Source organism: Helicobacter sp. T3_23-1059 (assembly GCF_053654515.1).
The window spans coordinates 1-22,319 of record NZ_JBSIUV010000036.1 but is presented as its reverse complement, the minus strand read 5'-3'; the positions used below and the strand labels follow the sequence as shown (position 1 = coordinate 22,319).

Sequence of the window (22,319 nt, the reverse complement as noted above, 5' to 3'; positions counted from 1 at the left end):
TTGATAAAAAATAATCCGCTTAAGTTGTCTTGAGCCAATGTAAAATTATAAGTGTTTTCTAGCAAAGTAGTATCTTTGCGGATATAAAAAGACGCGCTATTTCCGCTCCCTAGCGTGATATTGCCATTTGAAGTAAGCATCAAAACCTTTGCTTGCGCGTTACTCAAAGTATCAAAAGAATAGATGATAAATTCTGTGCTATTTATCGTGCTTGTGCCATTTACGATAAGTCGCCCCCTATCTCCACCGCCCACAACGCCATTTCTAATGATTGTGTTTTGTGTGCTTAGATTCCCATTTATGTTTAGATTTCCATTTAATGTGCGAGTTTGTCCATTTTGCGTCATTGTTCCTTTGCCGATTTCGATGAGTGCGTTTTGCGTGCGAACATTTGCATTGATAGTAGCAGGCTCAAATATGCTAATTTGTGAATTAGCGCTGCTTGTGCCTGTAAGATTTAGGCTTTTTGCAGTGATAGTGAAACCTAGTGGATTCCCATCGCTTATGATTTTTTCCCCACCCATTGTGATATTTGCTTGTGGGGTGTTTATAACTAGAGAAGTAGCACCTTGAGGATTTAGCTCTGATTTTATATCTAGGGCTGTTTGAGTGGCATTTTCATACGCAAATACGCCACCACCTTTGTTTGTAAAATCACTAGAAGTTATTGTAAGGGCATTTGCAATGTTTGGAAATAATGCTAGTGATAAAGCTAGCGAAGTGCTTACAAGAGATTTACGAGAGAGAGAGAGAGAGAGTTGTGCAAAATCTTAGATTTTGCGTTTTGATTATGGCTAGATTCTAGCGTGGTTAAGCAGGCTTGTTGTGTCATTTTGACTCCTTTTGTAAAGTAAAATTTAAGCCCAACATTATTTCAAAAATTAGTAAATGCGCTAATGAAAAATCTATCACAATCATTTTAGGCTTTTTATTTGCAAAATCTAAGTTGCTTTTTGCTAAGATTTTGGTTTTATTTTGGCTTTTAAGGCTATGTATGAAAGATTTATCTAAAAAACCCGCGCAAAATAAACTTAGTCCAAAAACCGCTGTCGTGCTTTTAAATATGGGAGGACCTACGGATATTGCGGGCGTAGAGCCGTTTTTAAAAAACATTTTTGGCGACCCGCTTTTGTTGCCGATACGAAATAGCTTGATTCGCAAAATGGTAGGTAGCATAATCGTATCAAAAAGGCTAGAATCCGTCAAAGAAAATTATCGTAAAATCGGTGGTTGCTCCCCGCTGATAAAGCACACTTTCGCCCTTACAAACGCTCTAAATGCGCTAGATTCTAGCAAGATTTACACTTATGCTATGCGATATACGCCACCTTTTTGCCAAGAAGTGCTAAGCGATTTGAAATCGCGTGGTGTGCAGGATTTGGTGCTTTTTAGCCTATATCCGCAGTTTTCTACGGCGACTGCGTATTCATCTTTGCTAGATGCAAAGAGGGGGTTAAAAGCCCTAGATTATGCCCCACGAGTTAGCGTGGTGGAGCATTTTAGCGATTATGTGCCTTTTTATGAGTTAGTCGTAGATGAGATAATCGCTACTTTGCAAAAAAATAACGCGCAAAATCCAAGTGAATTTGTGCTACTATTATCCGCGCACGGATTGCCACAAAGCCTAATAGATAAGGGCGATTGCTATGTGGAGCATTGCGAGAAAGGAAAACAAATCATAAGCAAAATCCTAGAATCTAGGGGAGTAAATTTAAAAAAAATATTGCTATGCTACCAAAGCAAAGTAGGACCTATGCGCTGGATAGAGCCAAGCACAAGTAGCACCATAACCGCAAACAAAGATAGCAAAATCATCATTTATCCGCTAGCCTTTAGCATTGATAACTCTGAAACAGATTATGAGCTAAAAATCCAATACAAAGAGCTAGCTAATTCTCTAAAAATTAGCGATTATCTTGTGTGTGAATGCCCAAATGACAAAGAGGGCTTTGCAAAAATCATCATAGATTTAGCAAATGACGCACTACAAAAACACACAACCCAACAAATATCCCCCGCCACCGCCCGCAAAAAATCAAAATTTTTACAAAGCAAAAACGCAAATAAAAATCCAAAAAATACCAAAAAAACATATAAAAATAACAACAACAAACCAAGCAGGGCAAAATCTAAATCCAACAAAGAGCCAAAGCAAAATCAACAAACAAGGCAAAAAACCTCACAAAACCAAATCCACAAACAAAGGAAAATCAAATGAAAAAACTCTTTGACATATCACGCAAACAAATAATGCCAAATATCCCTCTTGCAAATAAACTTCTTGAAAATATCTATTTTGCCAAAATCCACAAAAACCCAAAAAATCATTTCGCAAATATGATTTTTGCGCCATTTTTTTGTGCGTTTTTGGTGCTAAATATGTTTTTTTTAAACGCGTGCAAAGATGAAAATAGCCAAAACCTAGAATCTAGCGAGCTAGATAAAAATTCATACTTAGGGCTAGAGCATATTTTTAGAGATACTAAGGAAATTAGTCCAAATGGCAAGTATATGCTTCTTATTTTTGGGGCAAATGGTTGCAAGTATTGCGAAAAGCTAAAAAATGATATTAAGCAAGATGAGCAACTACAAAGGATTATAGGCGATGAATTTAGCGCGTATTATATCAATCTAAGCTATGCCAAAATCCACAACTTTATAATCGGCAATACAGATTCTAAAACAGATTCTAAAGCCACTTCAAACGCCACGCAAAGCACCATAAAAGAAGTCAAACTCCCAACCAAAAAGCTAGCCCAAATTTATGGCATTTCCCCTACGCCTACTATCGTGCTATCTAGCAAGGAGGGGCAAAGTATCTTGCAATATCCTAGCTACTTGCCACCAGCGCAGTTTAGGGCATTGCTAGGATTTATCACAAGTGGGAAATGGCTTGAAGCAAAAGGTGATGAAAAAAAGCTATCACAGCTATTGCAAAAAGAATTGCAAATGGCTTTTCAGCAAGATAGCATAGAATAATGCGCTAGAAAATCTATGAAAACTTGCAAGGCAAAATCTAGCAAATTTTCACAACTAACAACAGCTACAAATCACAACACGCAAATCACAATAAAGGACAAAAATGAAACTCTTAGACAACATAAAATCTATAAAAAATGCTTTTAAAAGCAAGACACAAAATCTAAAAAATAAAACTTCACAAAAAAAGACACAAAACCCCGCGCAAAATCTTGCAAAAAATCGCGCGCAAAATTCTTTGCAACAAACCCAAAATCAATCTTTGCTTAGATTTTTTTATTCGTTTTGGGTGATTTTGCCTGTGGCGTTTTTTTACGCGCTATCTTGTGCGGTGGCGACTTTTATCGAAAATGATTATGGCACGATAGCCGCACGCGCAATCGTGTATAATTCGTGGTGGTTTGCCCTGCTTCATATTTATCTTATTGTTGCGTTGATTGTTAGCTTTATCCATTATCGCGCAATTCCTCGCAAAAAATACATTTCAGCACTTTTTCATTTTTCGTTTATCATTATTATCATTGGTGCGGGCGTTACGCGCTATTTTGGTAGGGAGGGGATTTTTGTGGTGAGCGAAAATCAAAGCGCGGATTTTTTCTATTCAAGTGAAAATTACATAAATATTTCTGCGATTGATGAGAATTGGCAAAAAGCACAGCCACAATTTATAAACGCCGATATTAGCGTGTATGGGACATTTTTTGCCAAACCTAAAATCAACGAAGTTGTAGAGATTTTTGACAAGCCTTTGCGCATCACTTCAAAAGACATCGCCCTAACGCCTCCAAATGAAGAAAATCCCAAAAATAGGGAAATGGTTTTGACATTGGAAGTCAGCTATAATGGCGACACGCAGGAAATATCCCTTTTGGGTGGGGCAGGTGGCTCTAATGAGCATAGAATCTTGCGCGTAGAAGTGGGGGGAATGAAGTTTGGATTTCATTGGGGGGCAAAAAAAGTGGCTTTGCCTTTTAAAATCCGCTTGCTAGAGTTTGAGAAAAAAACTTATGCAGGCACGGAAAATCCATCATCTTATGCTTCACAAATCGAAGTGCTAGATGAAAATGATAAGATTTTGTTTCCTTTTAGAATCTATATGAACCATACGCTTGATTTTGGGGGGTATCGATTTTATCAAAGCAACTATTATTTTGACGATGAGGTAAATGCCTACACAACCGTGCTATCTGTGAATAACGACCCGGGCAAAATCCCAACTTATATTGGCTATACTTTGTTGATTTTGGCAGGGCTTTTGTTGCTTTTTGATAAAAAAGGGCGATTTCAAATGCTAGCAAAATATCTACATAGTGCAGAATACGGCGCACAATCTAGCCCAAAATCTGTTAATAAAAACGCAACTTCTAGCAAGGTTTTAAGTAGCATTGGCAGTGTTTTTATCGCATTTGCATTGCTAAATCTATCTCAACTTAACGCACAATCAAACCCTTTGCAAAATCAATCTCAAAATATACAAACCCACTCATCTACTCCCAAAAATAACCCCTCTTCGCAAAACCTTGCACCACAAAATCCCACTCCACAAAATCCCGCTCAAAACCATCAAAATCCACACCAAAATCTAAGCGATATAAAAGCACAAAATCTACCAAACGCTAATTCTCTAAACATAACGCCCGAGCTAGAAAAAGCCCTAAATGACGCGCAGATTAGCCCGTATTTGATAAATCAAAAACATATCAATGAACGAATAAATTTATTAAAAGCAAATGCGGAGGAATTTCAAAGTCGTTTTGGCAAAATCCAAACGCAAGATTTTATGGGGCGCATTAAGCCATTTGATACGGTGGCTATGGAATTTGTCCATAAAATCCACAAAAAAGACGGCTTTAGCGGGCTTAGCAATGTCGAAGTTTTGCTAGGAATGATAGCCTTTCCAAATGATTGGAAAAAAGTCAAAATCATCGCCACAGATACGCCACGATTGCGCGAGATTTTGGGTGTGTCAAAAGATGAAAAATATGTAAGCTGGCTAGATATTTATGATAGCGATTTGGGAGAATCAAAGCTACACAACTACCTAGCCGAGACAAATAGAATCCCGCAATCTCAACATAGCAAGTTTGACAAAGACATAATCGCAGTTAGCGAGCGGTTTGAGATTTTTACTAATACCCAAAATCTACTTAGCCTGCGTGTATTCCCTGATAGGCAAAGCAAGCGGTGGTTTTCGCCTAGCGAACTTATGGTGCTATATATGCAAAATGTGCTAAATGAAGAGCAAAAAAAGCTCTTTGAAGTGCAATATTCTATCATCAATATGTTTGCCTTTGGCGTGCTAGAAGGCGTGGTAACAAACTCGTGGAAAAACGCAAATATCGCCCTAAAAGCGATAGAATCCTATCAAGAGAGCAACGGCGGAAGCGACTATCTAAGTCAATCACAAGTCGAATGGGAGATTATCTTAAATCATTACAATATTTTTGAAAAACTCATTTTTCCATATATGATTTTAGGTTTGCTAGGATTTATCGTAGTGCTTGTGTTTATCGTGCGCGACAAAGCATTGCCTAAGTGGCTTTATTATGGTATTTTTGGTGTTTTGGGTGTGTGTGTGCTAGCACATAGCTTTGGGCTAGCTCTGCGCTGGTATGTCGCAGGACACGCGCCGTGGAGTGATGCCTATGAATCGATGCTATATATCGCGTGGGCTAGTGGGGTAGCTGGCGTGGTGTTTTTTAAGCGATATATTTTGGCATTGTGTGCGGCTAGCTTTTTATCTGGCATAAGTCTTTTTGTCGCGCACGCTGGGTTTATGAACCCACAAATCACAAACCTAGTCCCCGTGCTAAAATCTTATTGGCTAAATATCCATGTAAGCGTGATTACGGCTGGGTATGGATTTTTGGGGCTTTGCTTTATGCTTGGCGTGTTTAGCCTTATTTTGTTTTTGCTCCGCACAAATGATAAAAACAACATTGACAAGGCGATTTTTTCTGTGGGGGCGATTAACGAAATGAGTATGATTTTAGGCATTTTGTTTTTAACGATTGGCAATTTTTTGGGTGCGGTGTGGGCTAATGAATCGTGGGGGAGGTATTGGGGCTGGGACCCAAAAGAGACTTGGGCTTTGATTAGCATTGTGGTTTATGGCATTGTGCTACATTTGCGCTTTATGGGCTTTGTAAATATGTCTTTTGTGTTTGCGAGCGCGTCTGTGCTGGCGTTTTATAGCATTTTGATGACTTATTTTGGGGTAAATTATTTTCTATCAGGCAAGCATTCTTATGCCTCTGGAGATCCTATTGTGCTTGAATGGTATGTGTATGTATTTGTCGTTTTCACGCTCGCACTTATCGTTGCCGCGTGGCAAAAAAGAGGTCTAAAAAGCGCGTATTAGCAACACTAAAGCATATAAAAAAGGCACACATTGCGTAAGTTTTTTTTTAGCATTGGGATTTTTCTCTCCACACTAATAGTGGGGGCAAATATCTTGCTTTTTACTTCTTTTGGGAACAAGATTTTAATCCCCATACTTCAAGCAGGCATAAATGCAAAACTCCCCATACGCACGCAAATACAATCCTTGCAAATATCCTTTGGCAATATAAAAAGCTCTTTTATCCTAGCGGATACACTGCAAGCGCAAATGCAGGGTAGATACTCTCTCAAAGGTTTTGATTTGCTAATAGATTTTGCTCCCACAGATGAGGTGGCAAACACGCTAAAGCAACACCTAAACGCGCAAAATCCACTTGCACAATTTTTGCCAAATACTAAGCCACAAACTTTGCAAAATAAAAAAGCCTTGCAAAATCCACAAACCCAAAATCTAGCGCAAGATTTTGCTACAAATCCTTTATCCACGCTTTTTAAACTGCGTTTGGTAGGCAAATATAATAATTACATTATTGCAAGTATAAAAGAGCCTAGCGATAAAGAATCTAACGCAAAATCTAGCGTTGCGCCTAGTTTGGATTTGCCACGAGAGGCAAAATCTAGCGCGATTTTTAGCCCAAAATCTAATCCAAATGTTTATCCGCATTTTTTTAGCAAGCCTCACCCCCTTGCAATAAAAGCAAGTCAAAACACCATAAATACGCCACAAAATAGCGATTTTGCACTAAATGATTTTGCGACTAGCAACAATGTGGCAAATGAAACTACGAATGAAACAGCGAACGAAACAGCGATAAATGATTTTTTTCTTGATGAGATTGCGATTTTTGATGATGATTTTGTAGATAATCCACAAAATCTTACTAATAATGTAGAATCTAATCCAAAATCTGATTTGACATTGGAGGAAAATATCGATTCTAGCTTAGATTTTAACTTGCTAGATTTGCCAAACGCACAGGATTCTTTATGGCTAGATTCTGCGCTAGATTACGCGCTAGATATGATGCAAAATCCACACAATCAACCCCCAGAAATCAAAATCATAGCGCGTGCAAAATATTTGGAAATCACCCAATATGGCTTAGAGCTAAAGGCGTTTCCAGCACTTATAGCAAGCAAGATTTTGGATTTGCCTTATGTGTTTTATGGGATTTTTGATTTGCAAGCAAAGGGGGTGCTACATAAAAAACGAGAAAAAAATCACATAGCAGGCTATCTAAATGCAAAAAATCTAATTATCCAAAAAGCCCAAAAAAACGCCACGCAAAGCATAAAAAATGAGCGCAATGCAAATGCAAATTTGCTAAGTTTGCAAGCAAAATTTGACACAAATGCAAGTGAAAATGCAAGCACAAATGAAAAAAATCTTTTAACGCTATTATCGATAAATCTAAAATCCTCCATCGCTTCTGCGTTTAACCAAAAATCTAACACTATCAAAAGTCGCAAAAAATCGCCTAGCGCAAAAAAAGAGCTAACCCCAAATCTAGCCATTCTCATAAAATCTAGCACCAACCTAAAAACACTTGATACAAACGCTAAAATCACGGACAAATACGAAATCCCTATCGCTTCTTTAAAACTCGCAAATCTAAGTAGCGATGGGACACGGGGCGAATATGATTTAGAAATAATAAATCTTATCAATTTAGGTGCAATGCTAGGGCTAAAACTTCGTGGCGTTTTACATTTGCAAGGCAGCTATGATGTGCAACAATCCACATTGCAGGGCAAAAGTAGCACGCTTGGTGGGGTTAGCGAGTTTGAGATGGTGGGGGAAAATCTAAAAATAAATAGCGAAAATATCGCGCTAGAAAAATTGCTAGGTTTTTTTGGGACGCCTAGTGAGGTTGCTAATGCGCTTGTGGGTAGGGCACAGATAAATGCAAATTATAATTTTGTATTTCACAAAGGTGCGATGAGTATCAAATCTAGCGATATTTCTACAAATATTTCTAGCGCGGATTTGAGTTTTTATGGGATTGAGGGGCTGGCACAGGGCGAAAATAGCACACAACAGGTGTTAGTTTTTGGCAATGTTTTGGAGGGTAATGAGCTAGATTTTGGCAACATAAATAGCCATAATTTTAGTAAAGATACGCAAAATAATCCACAAAATAATACGCAAAATAATACCACCCAAACAAACAAAAATCTATCTAGCCTAAGCCTACAATCCACGCTAAATTCAGGCGTAACGCAATGTGCTTTAAGCATAGATACCCCAAGCGAGAGACTAGAATCTACGCGCTGTGTGATAAATCTAATATCCCAAAATCTACAAATAGCCCTCGCCCTAAAGCCAAAAAATGCAAAATCAAATGTGTCAAACCATACAAATACGCAAGAAAACGCACAAACAAATACGCAAATAAATACGGAATCTATGCCAAATATTACCGATGATTTGGGGATAGATTTTAGTCAAAATCTATCAAACCCGCAAAGTGCTAATGTGCAAAGATTGCAAAATGCAAATATAATGGAGGGCTTAGAGATTAACATTAGCGGGGATTTTGCCTCGCCACAAGTGCAAAAAAAGCTCCCTGAATTGCCCGAAGATGATGAGGAGTTTTTGGAATTTTAAGTTTTTTGTTTATTTGGAGTATTTGTTGGATTTTGCTAGATTTTGCGACATTATTAAAAAAACGCAAAATCTAGCAAACAAATTAAAATCTATTTAGTTTGTTATTACAAATCCGCTTGCCAAAATCGTTTTTGCAAAAGCACGCTTGCCAAAATCTAGTTTTGCAAAAATCATCTTGCAAAAAGCCTATTTGAGAGCATTACCACGCACTTTTTTTGTTTGAGCCTAGCTTTATGATATTTACTTCATTATCCCACACGACAAGCCCGCTTTTTAAATCCGTCAAAGTCAGCAAGAAAAAATAATCCACTCTTTGTTTGGATTTTACTTTTGTGTTGCGCTGGACAATCTTGCCTGACAAAGACAGCTCAGGGGGCAAAATCTCGCCTTTTTCGGGTAGGGCGTATTGATTTACTTCTTCATTTTTGCGAGAATCCCGCACAGAATCTATCATATTATCTTTGCTCCCACCACTACCTGCAAACGCCATAGTGAGGATAAATTTGCCACTATTTCGCATATCACGCGTGATTTTGCGTGTAAGCTCTTCGGTAGAAAAATGCTGCATAGTGTCATTTATGACATCAGAAATCGCTAAGATTTTGGGCTTATCTAGTCCTGCTAGATTGCGCACGAAGCCACTCTCTAGCAAGCTAGCGATATTTTGGCTAGCAGCTTGCTCCAAATCGTGGTAATCAATCCCTAGCGAAGTGTAAGATTTTGATTCTGCGGTATTTACATAGCTTACATCAGCACAGCTACTTAGCACTACTGAACCCACTAGCACGCACGCCAACGCCTTACTTAAAAGTAACATATCTTGTTTTTGCATTTTTTATCCTTTCTTTTGTGTTTTTTGTTAGCTAAAAGCATAAGTTTGCTTATTTTTTTAGCGTTTTTTCTAGCTCTACGATTCTACTCCAAGTCCCCACCACAGAATCTGGATTTAGCGAGATAGAGGTTATCCCCTCACGCACCAAAAATTCTGCCACTTCTATGTAGTCGCTTGGGGCTTGCCCGCAGATTCCACAATATTTATTATGCTTTTTGCACGCCTCTATTGCTTTTTTAAACATTATTGACATTGCAGGATTGCGCTCATCAAATATGTGGCTTACTAGCTGTCCATCTCTATCTACGCCTAAAGTTAGTTGGGTTAAGTCATTTGAGCCGATTGAAAAGCCATCAAACATTCCCAAAAACTCATCAGCCAAAATCACATTCACAGGCAATTCACACATCACATACACTTCTAGTCCATTTTTGCCTGATTCTAGTCCTTTGCGGCGCATTATTTCTAGCACTTTTTTGCCCTCTTCAGGTGTTCGCAAAAATGGAATCATCACTTTCATATTAGTTAGCCCCATTTCCTCTCGCACTTTATAGAGAGCCTCACATTCCCATTCAAACGCGACTTTATACAGCTCAGAGTAGTATCGACTTGCCCCGCGATAGCCTAGCATAGGATTTTCCTCTAATGGCTCATAAGCAAGCCCTGCTATCATTCCTCGATATTCATTTGTTTTAAAATCACTTAGTCGCACAATCACAGGTTTTGGATAAAACGCCGAGCAAATCATTCCCATTCCCTCTGCGATTTTTTCGATAAAAAAGTCTTTTGGGCTATCATAACCTGCCATTAGTTTTTCGATTTCGCCCCGCTCTTTTATGTCTTTTTTGCCATTTTGCAAATCAAGCAAAGCCAATGGGTGGGCTTTGATTTGGTTTAAGATAATATGCTCCATTCGCGCCAATCCCACGCCATCATTTGGTAGCTGGGCAAAACCAAAGGCTTTTTCAGGGTTGCCTATGTTCATATAGATTTTGGTTTTTGGGCGTCCTAAATCATTTAGCATTATGGATTCTACTTTATAATCGTGGATACCTGCGTATATGTAGCCCTCCTCGCCCTCCGCGCAAGAGACCGTTACTTCCATTCCTGTGTATAATCTATCGGTCGCGCCCAATGCGCCAACTATGGCAGGCACGCCGATTTCCCTTGCGACAATAGCGGCGTGGCAAGTGCGTCCGCCACGATTTGTGATGACAGCAGAAGCCTTTTTCATCACAGGTTCCCAATCAGGATCCGTATTATCCGTTACCAAAATCTCACCATCTTTAAATGTATTCATATGTTCTAAATTATTGATGATACGCACTTTGCCTGCACCGATTTTGCCACCTATGGCACGACCGCTTAGCAAAATCTCTCTTTCGGCATTTGGGTTTGTAAATTGAAATTTTTCTAGTTTTTGCCCATCGTCTTTTTTGTGCTTTTGGCTTTGCACTGTTTCTGGACGGGCTTGGACGATAAAGATTTCCCCTGTTTCGCCATCTTTTGACCACTCCATATCCATCGGGCGATATTCGCCCGCTTCTTTGGTGTAATGCTCTTCGATTTTTATAGCATATCTTGCAAGAGTTAACACATCTGCATCGCTTATAGAAAAGCTATTAAACTCTTTTTTTGTGGTTTTTACATTTACAGTGGTGTGCTCACTGCCTTTTGGTGCATATACCATTTTTTTGTCTTTTGTGCCTAAATGTCGCTTGATGATAGGGCGTTTGCCATCTTTTAGTGTTGGTTTAAAAACATAAAATTCATCAGGATTTACAAGCCCGCCTACGACATTTTCGCCAAGCCCCCACGCTGAAGTGATAAACACGGCATCTCTAAACCCTGTCTCTGTGTCGATACTAAACATTACGCCAGCACTACCTTTGTCTGCGCGCACCATTTTTTGCACGCCAACTGATAGCGCGACTTTGAAGTGGTCAAATTTCCTAGACGCTCGGTAACTTACCGCTCTATCGGTAAAAAGTGAAGCAAAGCAGGATTTTATGTAATGGATAAGTTCGGTTTGCCCTTTGACACTTAAATATGTATCTTGCTGTCCAGCGAAGCTCGCATCGGGCAAATCCTCTGCTGTCGCAGAGCTACGCACAGCGACATCGGCTTCTTTTTTGCCATATTCTGCGCTTAGGATTTTGTATGCTTTAAAGATTTCTTCGCGCAAATCATCAGGGAAAGGTGTCCCAAAGATTAGCTCACGGATTTGCTTTGAGCGGGTTTTTAGCACATCGATTTCGGTTACATCTACGCCATCTAGCAAATCAATAATCTTTTGGCGAATCCCGCCAGAATCTAGCAAATACCAATACGCATCGCTAGTGATGGCAAATCCATTTGGCACTTTTATGCCCGCAGGGACTAGCTCTTGAAACATCTCGCCAATGCTAGCATTTTTGCCACCTACAAGGGGGACATCTTTGTTGTTAAGTTCTTTGAAAAACTTAATGTATTTCATCGCTTTTCTCCTAATTTGTCGTGGAATATTTGGAAGTCAAGGTAGTTTGGGCGTTATCTAATTACCTAAGCAGTATAGCCAACATAAAAGAATATATTGTAATTTAAGAATCTTTATGTGGCACTTAAAAAGCACAAAATAAATTTGCCTAAGCCAAAATTGTAACACAACTTATGCTACAATCACGCCAAAATTTACGGGCTTTGTAAGAGAAAAATTTGAGAAAAGATTTTGCATAAAATCAGGCAAAATCTTAATAAAATCCATAAAAATCTACAAATAAAAGGAGGGCAAATGCAAATCCCAATGAGTGATATAGCCCAAGTGGCGGAGTTTTTTAGCATTATTCATCATATCCCCGGGCGCATTCGTATCCGTGTGAATGTAACCAAAATCCCAGCGATACAAAAATGGGCGAGCGAGACAAGTTTGCGTGAGATTTTACCTCAAAGTAGCGCGGGGGAGGGGAGTGAGAGCTTTATCATCACACTTTTGCAAAGTCTGCCTGCTGTGAAAAATATCAAAGTCAATGCCATTGTGGGAAGTGCGACAATCGAGTATGATAAAGCCATTTTTGAGCCTAGCTTGTGGGAAGATTGGGTAAAAAAGGAGAATCTAGAGGCAATTTGTGCGAAGCTAAATGAAATGGCAAAAAGTTTAGATTCATAAGTGAGCGTGGCAAATGAGCGAGATTTTAGCGACACAACAAAGCAAAAAGAGAATCTTATTTTTAGCAATAAATGAGAGAGAAAAATCGCTCAAATTTTATGAAAGAGCGTTAGATTCAAATGATATGTTAGATGAGAATTTGCGCAAGGTGTTTCGCCAAATCGCACAAAAAGAGCGCGAGATTTTAGCAAATGCAAAAGTGATTTTAGACGCGCTAGATTTGGGGGAATCTAGCGATTGTAATGCGAGTGATTTGGCGGATAAAAAAGATGAGATTTTACTGCCAAGCGCGTTGCCAGATGATATTTTGGGCGAGTTACAAAGCGAAATGGGCGTGGTGGATGCTAAATCGCTCAATATTTTGGCAATGGGCGTTGAATCCCACCATTTACAAACTTGCGATTTTTTAATCAAACAGGCGCAAAATTTATGCCAAAATCCCAAAGTGCTAGACACACTCTACCAGCTCCAAGCATTAAGCTACAATCATCACATTGCGCTACTGCAAGGCGAGTCGCCCAAAGAAAATGCAAATCCAAATATTACAAATCCAAGTCTTGCAGATTCTGCAAAATCTGCAAATCCCGCGCTCCCAAATGATACAAATCTCCCTCAAATGGCGTTGCAAGATTTGCTACGCCAAAATCCGCTATTTAGCCAAATACAAACTTCTATCAACCAAATTCAGCATTTTTATGCCGAGACAAAGGGCATTGTTACGAAGCTAGAAAAAGGAGAATTGCAAAAAGACGAGCTGGTGGCGTTTTTACAACGATTACCTTTTTGATATGAAAAAATTTTCCTAAAAAGACTTGCATTTTGAGAAAATTATATTATAATACGCACGAAATTTATCAAAAAGGAGTCAAAAATGGCACTACCATTTATAGCAGGACTAATCATCGGTGGCGGCGCAGTATATGCGTATAATAATAGAGATGAGCTAAAAAAGCAAGTCAAAGCAAAAAGCAAAGACTTAAAAGCAGGGCTTAAAAAAGGCGAGGAGGCATTTGGCAAGGTTTCTACCTCTATCAAAACAGGGGCAAAAAACCTCACCAATAGCTTAAAAAGCGCGGTTTCTACCACGCAAAGCACCAAGAGTGCGAAGCAAAAAGCATCAAGCAATGCAAAAGCCCAAAAAAGCACAGAATCAAAAACAGCGACTTTATCGTTAGATTCTAAATAAAGATTTTGCACGCAAAGTGATACAAACTACAATCTATGGAGCAAAATTGTAGATTTTAGTTGTAAATCTTACTTTATAAAAGTAGAATTGCAAACCAAACATTGCAAAAAAATTTTGACAAAGCTGAATTTTGGTAAAGCAAAAAATTCAGCAAGGCAGAGTTTCGCAACATCTTAAAGTGGTAAGTTTTGGTAGCCTAAGCTATCATCACGCAATCTTTTAAATTTTAAAGGAGAACAAATGTTACTCAACACAGGAGCACAACGGTCAATCACAGGACACGCAGTAAGTGGCGGCGTAGCGGGAATCTTACTCGCTTCATATATGAATTACAAAGACTACAAAGAGGGCAAAATCTCACAAGAAAAAGCACTCAAAAATACACTAACAGCAGGCGCACAAGGCGCGGTGATTACCGCGTGTGCGATAGGCGTGGCAAACGCAGTAGGGAGCAACAAAGGCGCATTTCAAGCCCTGCTAGAATCTAGCGCGTATCTGTGCGCGGGCGTGGCAGGCGTGTATGTCATCGATAGTATCGCAAATGATAAAAAATTACTCAAAAAATAGGGGGGAAAAATGGCAACAAATCAAAATAACAATAACGCAAATACCGCAAACAACTTGGATACTTTGCAAAGCAATCCTTACATAAACAACACCACAAACAATGCAGGGCAGGGCTTTACAAATAACCAAAACAATAACGCGCAAAATGCTCAAGGCTTTAGTAACGCGCAAAATAGCAATGCGCAAGGCTTTGGCAATCAAAGCGCAAATAACGCAGGCTTTAATAACGCAAATAACGCGCAAGGTTTGGGTAATCAAGGCTTTAATAACGCCCAAAATCAAAACGCCAAAAATTCCGCTACAAGCGCACTTAGCTCATTTTTTAATTCGGGCAATTCACAGCAAGATTTTTTAAAAGGTGCGTTTATCGGGGCAGTGGCGACTTTTATTTTGACAAACAAAGACGCACAAAGCGCGATTTTTAAAGGGTTTGCCAAAATTTCTAGCCTTTTTGAAATGGGCATCGAGGAATTAAAAGAGCGATATGAGGACGCAAAAGCGGAAGTGGATTCGGAGTAGATTCTGCGATTATCATTAAGGAATCCCAATGCCACCGCTAAATCCATTGCTTGAATCTGATAGCGTAGAATGCGCCCACAAAGGCAAAGTCTTGCTTCAATCCACCACAAAAGATTTGATGTGCGTAGAAAATGCTGGAATGATAAGTCTGCAAGATTTAGCAAATGCCACCATTGTGGGCTGTGCTAACAATGTAGCTGGGATTCCAAGTCCTTGCACCAAATTAGCAAATATCCCAAACTCTATTTGCTCCACATTGCTAGAAATTGACAATCAAAAAATAGTCCTAGCACAAGCAATCTCTCAAGTCCTAACGGATAAAGGCTCACCTTTAATCTTGCAAGGTGAGCCAAAAGCAAAGGATATATTTGAGTTAGATGAGGACATAACAGAATTTGATAATGCGAAAAATGACAATGAAAACGCAGAATCTATAAGTGAATCTAGCGGAGATTTAAATGCCGATTCAAACGAATCTAATGCAAAATCAAGCAAAGATTCAAGCGATTCACAATCCACGCAAGATTCACAATCCCAAAAAGAAATATTAGAAATATATTTTAGCTATGGGGATGAGATGATAAAATTAGAAGGCAAAGATTCGAGACATAGTAATGATATGAATCTGCATATTGTTACGAGTGGTTACAACGATAATGAGCAAATGGAAATTGAGGTTAGAACACAAAGTGAATCGTTTATCATAAATGCCACAATACGAGATAATCAAGCATTGCTAAAAAATGTCTTTAATGGCAAAAATATACCAACAGGGGAGATTGAAATCTATGCCTGAAAAAAAGAAAAGATTAGCAAAAAATATCGAGCGACCACAATGGGAAAGCGTAAAAAAGGCGTATGAGGCAATAGATAAGTTGGGTGCTAATGAGACAGAACCTGTTAAAAAGGCGAAACCGAAATATGAATTAGTTGGTGGTGAGCCTTATGATAAATTTGACAAATCCCCTACGACATATGAAGATACTTGTGCTTTAAGAATGAGTTATGCGCTAAATTATGGTGGAATGCCCCTAATAAAGCCAACACCAAACACAAAAACTTATATTGGTAAAGACAACAAAATATATGTTTTAGGCTCTCAAGACATTAGAGATTTTTTATATATAAAATGGAAATACGAAAAGCCATACAGCCCAAAATCTATGAGTTCAAAAGAGGATAATACTTCTTTTTATGATAATGAACTTATAAAATTTGATAAAAATGGTATCGTAGTGATGAGAATAATAGGTTGGGGAGAAAGTGCCTATGGACACACTACTTTATGGAATGGAAAAGAGGGTAAGTTTGTAGATAATTCTAATTTTTTGTATGATGCTAGGGATAATGTCATCGTAACACAATTTTATTTTTGGGAATTAAAATAGATATGTTTAAAATAATATATGCGCTAGTTGTTGCATTATGTTTATGCGTAAATGTTATTGCAAAAGATGAAGCATATTATAACAACTCAAATCCAATTCCAATGGAATTGCTTGAAAGCTGGGAAAGTATCGATGAAGTGATAATATGGTTTAAGCGATATGGACTATTTTATTGTATTAAAAACTTTGATAGCAAAACAAAAGAAAATAAAGAAATTGAAAAAGCTATGAAATTTTATAGCATTAGAATTGCACACCAAGATGGAGATAATCAAAAAATTAAAAAGTTAGAAAAATATATCCAAGATACAATGTCTAATCCAAAAGATATGAGATTTGCGCCATACATAGAGAAATACAATAATGATAAATTTTATGCTGTTTCGTGTATGAATCTATATGAAAGTAGAGCATATATGCAAGAAATAGATATGATATTGCGACCATATTATTTGCAGGATATGTTCCCTAAACAATATCAAAAGCAATATAAAGAAACAATAAATCTATTTTTGCAACATTCTAATTTTTTGGATTCTAAAATATTGAGGTAAAATAAAAAATGAAAAAACTGAGTGCGTTGCTTTTAATATTGTTTATACCTATGTTTGTAGTGTGTGGCGATTCAAAGGATTTAACCCCAAATTCTTTAAGCGTATTAGATTCTTATGGCTTTTGGGATAAAGAATTTTTTAGCATAGATTCACGCGATAAATGTGCGATTTTAGAGATAACAACCATTAAAGATAAATCTGTCGTCATTATATCTTATGGAGAGGAAATCACACCTTATCAAATCATCGACATACAAAAGCAAAATAGCGACACTTACGCGCTAAAAGCAACTGATGATAGATTTATCAATATTTCGTTTGCAAGGGATTCGCTAACTATAAGCGATTCTTATCGCACAATTCCTGTAACATTTGATTTGCGCGAAGCATATAATCAAAAAGGGTATGCAAGATGCGAGGACAATGAGAAGTTTTGGACATTTTGGAAAAGCGAATTTTTGGGAGACATATGGTAAAATGTGCGTTAAAGGGCAAATATGGCAAAGCAATTAGTTTCTAATAAATCTAAACCCAAAAGTTTGCGTAACGATTCACGCCAAAATCCCGTGCGATTAAAACTCATTCATAGCACGGCAAATCGTGCGAGATTTTCGTATGCGTTGCATAAAGGCGGGGCGATTCAAGCTGTGCCACTGCGACTATCTGTGGAGGCGATAGATGGCGTGAAAGGCGTGCGTGTCAATGATATTTTGCATAATATTATCATTAGCTATGAGGGAGGGCAGGGCGAGCTAGCGCGATTAGAAAAAGAGATTTTTCACACACTTACAAATCTGCTCACCACTTCAAAGCGCAAGGTTTCAGAATCTAGCATTTTTGCTTTGCGCGATGAGATTCCAAGCTCTGCTGAAGTGGTGCGTTCGGCAACCGCGCTTATTAGCGAGCCTTTTATCGTGCCACAAGTGCCAAAAGCCGCATTTAGCGCAATCGCAGCCTATCCATTGCTAAAAAGTGGCGTAAAAGAGGCATTAAGCGAGGGCGTTACTTCGCGCGTTTTGGAGGCTATGGCGGTGGCGATTTCGCTCTATCGCTCCGATTTTCGCACGGCAAATTCTACGAACTTTATGCTGACTTTGGGCGAATATATCGAAGAGATGACAATGTATAAAAGCGATGATTTGCTCCAAGAGCTTAGCAAGCCTCAAGGTGGCGAAGCGTGGGTAGAGAAGCAAGTAAATGGTAAAAGCGATTTGGTGCTAACCAAAAGTGAGGATTTGCAAATCGGCGATATTGTCGTGGTGGGCGCGGGCGATAGTATCTTAATCGATGGGCATATCATCTCTGGCGAAGCAATGGTAAATCAAATCTCAATGACAGGCGAAGCCACGCCTGTGAAAAGAGCGCGGGGCGATAGGGTGCTATCAGGCACGATTGTCCAAGAGGGCAAAATCAAAATCTGGGCAGAGAGCGTGGGTAGCCAAACCGCCACCGCGAGAATCAAAAACTATATCCAAGAGACACTTACCCAAAAATCTAGTATTCAGCTCTCCGCCTCTAAAATGGCTGATAGCCTCGTGCCAATTACTTTGGGGCTTGCCATTCTCTCGTATGTGTTTAACCGCGATTTGACACGCGTGGCAAGCGTGCTTCAAGCGGATTATTCCTGCGCTTTGAAGCTTGCCACCCCTGTGGCGTTTAAGTCTGCAATCTCTAGTGCGGGCAAAAATGGTATCATCATCAAAGGTGCAAAAAGTTTGGAGCAACTAAACGAAGCCGAAATCTTTGTCTTTGATAAAACAGGCACGCTTACTAAAGGCGAACTTGAAGTCGTGCAAGTGCATAGTTTCTCGCCACAATGGGATAAAGAGCAGATTTTAAATCTTTCAGCGAGCATTGAGGAGCATTATTTCCACCCTGTGGCTGAAGCGGTGGTAAAGGCAGCGAGGGAGCGAGAATTTAACCATATCCACCACGATGAAGTTACATTCATAGTCGCGCACGGCGTAAAAAGCCAAATCAATGGCAAAGAAGTGCTTATTGGCAATCGGCATTTTTTAGAGGACGATGAGGGCGTGGATATGCGCGCACACGAAACCAAAATCAAATCACTTCTAGATTCTGGACATACGCCGTTATTTATCGGCTATGACGGGGAATTGCTAGGACTTATCTTGCTTAAAGATACGGTGCGACACAACGCCAAAGAAGCATTAGCGCGTTTGCGAAAAAGTGGCGTGAAACAAATCGTAATGCTAACAGGCGATGAGGAAAACAAAGCGCGTGAAATTGCAAATGAGCTAGGAATCGATAGATTTTACGCCAAACTTTTGCCAACCCAAAAAGCAGAGATTCTAGAATCCATAATGAATGAGGGGCATAAAGTCGCCTTTGTAGGGGACGGAATCAATGACGCCCCCGCGCTTATCAAAGCACACAGCGGAATCGGAATGTGCAAAGGTGCTGACATCGCCAAAGCAAGCGCGGACATTGTGCTACTAAAAGATGACATAGAATCCGTAGCGGACGCCAAAGAATACGCGTTAGAGTGCCTAAACAAAGTCAATAAAAACTTCAAAATCACCGTTGTGGTAAATAGTGCGATTTTAGCAGCCGCGACATTTGGGAAACTATCACCGATTCAGACGGCATTTTTGCATAATGGCACGACAATCGGGCTACTGCTAAACGCGCTTCGTGGCATACACTTAAGGAAAAAATAATGCCTCTAATGCCCTTAGCGTTGATTGGTTGCGTGGTGTTATTTTATAAAGTGGCAAAGGGGAGTGTCAAAAAGATGAAATTAGGAAAAACAAAAAAATCACAACATAAGGAGCAATAATGAATACAACAAATAAAGCAAGCATTTCACGCCCTGCAAAATCTCGCGTAAATGGCGAAACAAAGGGCATATCAAGCACAAAATCTAGCGCGAAAAAACCGCGCACATTGCAAGCAAAAAATACCACAAATACCGCAAGTAAGTCTAGCGTGCTAAAATCTAGTGTAAGCAATGGCACAAAGAGTGGCACGACACACTTAAATGGGGCAAAATCAAACGATTCTAAAACCTCAAGCCTAAGCCTAAAAACCCTGCAAGTCGCAGAGCTACTCACTTCGGTAGAATCTAAAAGGGAATTTGCAAAGCTAGGAATGAGTGCTTCACTGCTTGTATGCGTGGGGAGCGCGTTTTTTAAAGGTAACTTCGCACGAAATCTACATATCGCCTCTGGCGTGGCGTTGGTTGGGTTTAGCATTTGGCATCATAGCTTGTATGAGAAAAAATAATCTACACTTAGCAAGGAGTGGCTTTAAAGAGCGTTGTGAAATATTGCAAAGAGTGTGAGTAAAAGAATCTACAATGATAATACTTAAAATGAAATGAAGTAAAATCTAAAATAAATTTACATAGGAAAAAAAATTCAAAGGACAAATCATTGTGCCAAAGCTAAATCCACTGCTAGAATCTGACAACATAGAATGCGCTCATAAGGGTAAAATCGTGGCTTTTAGTAACAATAAATTGCTAGAGGTTGATGGAAGTTGCGTGCTAACAAAGCAGGATTTATTGCAAGCACAAATTATCGGTTGCACTCATCAAGTCGCGGGTTTTTCAACGCCCTGCAAAGCAATCGTTACAATTTTAGATTCTGCGCTTTCAAATACGCTTATAATCAATGGCGATAGCGCGATAATCGCCCAGCAAATTTCACAGATTTTTACTGATAATGGAACACCACTGCGATTTGCAAAAGGCACAACGCCAAAAGCAAAGGATATTTTCGAGCTAGATGAGGACATAGCAGATTTTGATAATGCACAAAATAGCAATGAAAACGCAAAATCTATAAGCGAATCTAGCGCAAAATCTAGCGAGAACTTAGACACAAAATCAAATGAGATTTTCACACCACTACCACAAAGATATGCAAGCAATGATGATATGGCAATTTATGAGGATTTTATAAGCAATACAAAAAGACATACAACAAAAAAATATCCATTAGCACATAGCCCATTAGCAGATTTGATAGGACAGGCAGAATCTCAAAACAAATACACTATGTGCAATCACAAACAAATAAACTCTAAAGGAAAAGAATATTATGGCGCAAAAGATTTAAAAGAACTCACAATGCTACCATTAAGTACGATAATACAAAAACAACAAACAAAAGAAATATTTGCAGCTGGTAGATTTCAAGTTACTAAGAATACTTTATTGGGTGCAAAAAATGCCTTAAATCTTAACGACAATGACTTGTATAATGAGGAAATGCAAGATAGAATCTTTGAGGAATATTTGATTGACAAAAAACGACCTGATGTTATGAAGTATCTTAAAGGAAATGGCGATATAGATAAAGCAGCTTATGCGTTAGCTATGGAATTTGCTTCAATAGGCGTAAAATATGGCTGGGAATTGGACAATTATCCAAAAGGCATTAAACGCGTTTCTAATGGCAAGCAATCTTTTTATGAAAATATAAAAGGCAACAAAATGATAATTCGCTATGAAAACATTATTCAAGCACTTAAAGAGACAAAAAAACAAATGGGAGGATATTGATATGACAAAATCAATTATTCATTCATTTTTGATGTTGGCGATTTTTTTTGCAAATGTAGTGTATGGGGATTCCAAAGATTTGAGCCAATCACAAACGCAAGATTTACAAGAATGCAACTTCACAAGAGAATCTGCTCTCTATAATGAGTGGGCAAAAGATTGGAAAGGTAGGGAAGATGATGTATATTTTTACAAAGAAACACCTTACACGATAATGTATATGCTTGGAGAATGCGACATAAAGGGCTTGAAACTAATGCTTGATGAGCTTGGGAAGGGGGTATTTATCACTATGCAGGCAAGTGGTGGAATGATTTTTTTGATTGCCGCTATTGAATCTGCGCAGGTAGAATCTGTAAAATTTCTGCTAGAAAATAAACTCACATATAAGGACAATGTAGCGAAGTATGAGGGATTTAAGATAGATGAAGTGTATTATGATAAAAATTATGTTAAGCGAACGCCATTGCAATTTGCCACACAAAAGCTAAATGAAGCAAAATCTAGTGGCGATTCTAACGCCGTGCGAAATTATGAAAAAATTATTGAGCTTTTAGAACAATATAAAAGCGGACAATGATTTTGCAACAATCATTTTTAAGCAAGGAGTGTAAAAAATGAAAAAACTACTTTTAACGCTATTATGTTGCGCTACACTCAATGCAGATGAG

Annotated in this window: 20 protein-coding genes and 1 pseudogene; 18 read left to right on the top strand and 3 right to left on the bottom strand. The window is 38.7% G+C overall.

Annotated elements, in window-relative coordinates:
* A partial coding sequence (locus ACWIX0_RS09720; RefSeq protein WP_454173809.1) for a hypothetical protein occupies positions 1-524 on the bottom strand: 524 nt, incomplete at its 3' end.
* Positions 525-609: 85 nt separating this feature from the next.
* Here ACWIX0_RS09720 and ACWIX0_RS09715 point away from each other — a divergent pair.
* From ACWIX0_RS09715 to ACWIX0_RS09695, 5 genes and pseudogenes are all read left to right on the top strand, one after another.
* Positions 610-774, top strand: coding sequence for a hypothetical protein (locus ACWIX0_RS09715; protein WP_454173808.1), 165 nt, complete (start codon positions 610-612; stop codon positions 772-774).
* 220 nt (positions 775-994) lie between these two features.
* A pseudogene (gene hemH / locus ACWIX0_RS09710) lies at positions 995-1,981 on the top strand (ferrochelatase); the annotation flags it as partial.
* A gap of 233 nt (positions 1,982-2,214) precedes the next feature.
* A complete protein-coding gene (locus tag ACWIX0_RS09705; RefSeq protein ID WP_454173807.1) occupies positions 2,215-2,979 on the top strand; it encodes a thioredoxin fold domain-containing protein in 765 nt (254 codons plus the stop codon).
* Between the two features lie 103 nt (positions 2,980-3,082).
* Positions 3,083-6,340 carry a cytochrome c biogenesis protein CcsA gene (gene ccsA, locus ACWIX0_RS09700; protein WP_454173806.1) on the top strand — a complete coding sequence of 1,086 codons (3,258 nt, stop codon included), beginning with the start codon at positions 3,083-3,085 and terminating at the stop codon, positions 6,338-6,340.
* A 30-nt stretch (positions 6,341-6,370) separates the two neighbouring features.
* The gene (locus ACWIX0_RS09695; protein ID WP_454173805.1) at positions 6,371-8,929 is read left to right on the top strand and encodes a hypothetical protein; all 2,559 of its coding nucleotides are present in this window, start codon (positions 6,371-6,373) and stop codon (positions 8,927-8,929) included.
* 199 nt (positions 8,930-9,128) lie between these two features.
* Here the strand turns inward: ACWIX0_RS09695 and lpoB are convergent, their stop codons facing one another.
* Both lpoB and ppsA read right to left on the bottom strand, forming a co-directional pair.
* Positions 9,129-9,761 carry a penicillin-binding protein activator LpoB gene (gene lpoB, locus ACWIX0_RS09690; RefSeq protein WP_454173804.1) on the bottom strand — a complete coding sequence of 211 codons (633 nt, stop codon included), beginning with the start codon at positions 9,759-9,761 and terminating at the stop codon, positions 9,129-9,131.
* Positions 9,762-9,810: 49 nt separating this feature from the next.
* On the bottom strand, positions 9,811-12,237 hold the full coding sequence (ppsA, locus tag ACWIX0_RS09685; RefSeq protein ID WP_454173803.1) for a pyruvate, water dikinase: 2,427 nt from the start codon (positions 12,235-12,237) through the stop codon (positions 9,811-9,813).
* A 294-nt stretch (positions 12,238-12,531) separates the two neighbouring features.
* Between ppsA and ACWIX0_RS09680 the strand changes: the two genes are divergently transcribed.
* From ACWIX0_RS09680 to ACWIX0_RS09620, 13 genes are all read left to right on the top strand, one after another.
* Complete coding sequence (locus ACWIX0_RS09680; protein ID WP_454152270.1) at positions 12,532-12,906, top strand: hypothetical protein; 375 nt, start codon at positions 12,532-12,534, stop codon at positions 12,904-12,906.
* 13 nt (positions 12,907-12,919) lie between these two features.
* The gene (locus ACWIX0_RS09675) at positions 12,920-13,693 is read left to right on the top strand and encodes a hypothetical protein (RefSeq protein ID WP_454173802.1); all 774 of its coding nucleotides are present in this window, start codon (positions 12,920-12,922) and stop codon (positions 13,691-13,693) included.
* Positions 13,694-13,777: 84 nt separating this feature from the next.
* Positions 13,778-14,092 carry a hypothetical protein gene (locus ACWIX0_RS09670; RefSeq protein WP_454152272.1) on the top strand — a complete coding sequence of 105 codons (315 nt, stop codon included), beginning with the start codon at positions 13,778-13,780 and terminating at the stop codon, positions 14,090-14,092.
* Positions 14,093-14,332: 240 nt separating this feature from the next.
* Positions 14,333-14,659: a hypothetical protein gene (locus ACWIX0_RS09665; protein WP_454173801.1), complete on the top strand. Its 327-nt coding sequence runs from the start codon at positions 14,333-14,335 to the stop codon at positions 14,657-14,659.
* A 9-nt stretch (positions 14,660-14,668) separates the two neighbouring features.
* Positions 14,669-15,178 (top strand): hypothetical protein, encoded by a 510-nt coding sequence (locus tag ACWIX0_RS09660; RefSeq protein WP_454173800.1) that lies wholly within the window; start codon positions 14,669-14,671, stop codon positions 15,176-15,178.
* A gap of 28 nt (positions 15,179-15,206) precedes the next feature.
* Complete coding sequence (locus ACWIX0_RS09655; RefSeq protein WP_454173799.1) at positions 15,207-15,974, top strand: hypothetical protein; 768 nt, start codon at positions 15,207-15,209, stop codon at positions 15,972-15,974.
* The gene (locus ACWIX0_RS09650) at positions 15,967-16,566 is read left to right on the top strand and encodes a type VI secretion system amidase effector protein Tae4 (RefSeq protein ID WP_454173798.1); all 600 of its coding nucleotides are present in this window, start codon (positions 15,967-15,969) and stop codon (positions 16,564-16,566) included. Before ACWIX0_RS09655 ends, ACWIX0_RS09650 begins: the two co-directional genes overlap by 8 nt.
* 2 nt (positions 16,567-16,568) lie before the next feature.
* A complete protein-coding gene (locus tag ACWIX0_RS09645) occupies positions 16,569-17,120 on the top strand; it encodes a hypothetical protein (protein ID WP_454173797.1) in 552 nt (183 codons plus the stop codon).
* Positions 17,121-17,128: 8 nt separating this feature from the next.
* Positions 17,129-17,596 carry a hypothetical protein gene (locus tag ACWIX0_RS09640; protein WP_454173796.1) on the top strand — a complete coding sequence of 156 codons (468 nt, stop codon included), beginning with the start codon at positions 17,129-17,131 and terminating at the stop codon, positions 17,594-17,596.
* A 21-nt stretch (positions 17,597-17,617) separates the two neighbouring features.
* Positions 17,618-19,801: a heavy metal translocating P-type ATPase gene (locus ACWIX0_RS09635; RefSeq protein ID WP_454173795.1), complete on the top strand. Its 2,184-nt coding sequence runs from the start codon at positions 17,618-17,620 to the stop codon at positions 19,799-19,801.
* 118 nt (positions 19,802-19,919) lie between these two features.
* Positions 19,920-20,366, top strand: coding sequence for a hypothetical protein (locus ACWIX0_RS09630; RefSeq protein WP_454173794.1), 447 nt, complete (start codon positions 19,920-19,922; stop codon positions 20,364-20,366).
* A gap of 151 nt (positions 20,367-20,517) precedes the next feature.
* Entirely contained in the window at positions 20,518-21,648 is a 1,131-nt protein-coding gene (locus tag ACWIX0_RS09625) for a hypothetical protein (protein WP_454173793.1), read from the top strand.
* Position 21,649: 1 nt separating this feature from the next.
* On the top strand, positions 21,650-22,228 hold the full coding sequence (locus ACWIX0_RS09620) for a hypothetical protein (protein ID WP_454173792.1): 579 nt from the start codon (positions 21,650-21,652) through the stop codon (positions 22,226-22,228).
* Positions 22,229-22,319 lie beyond the last annotated feature (91 nt).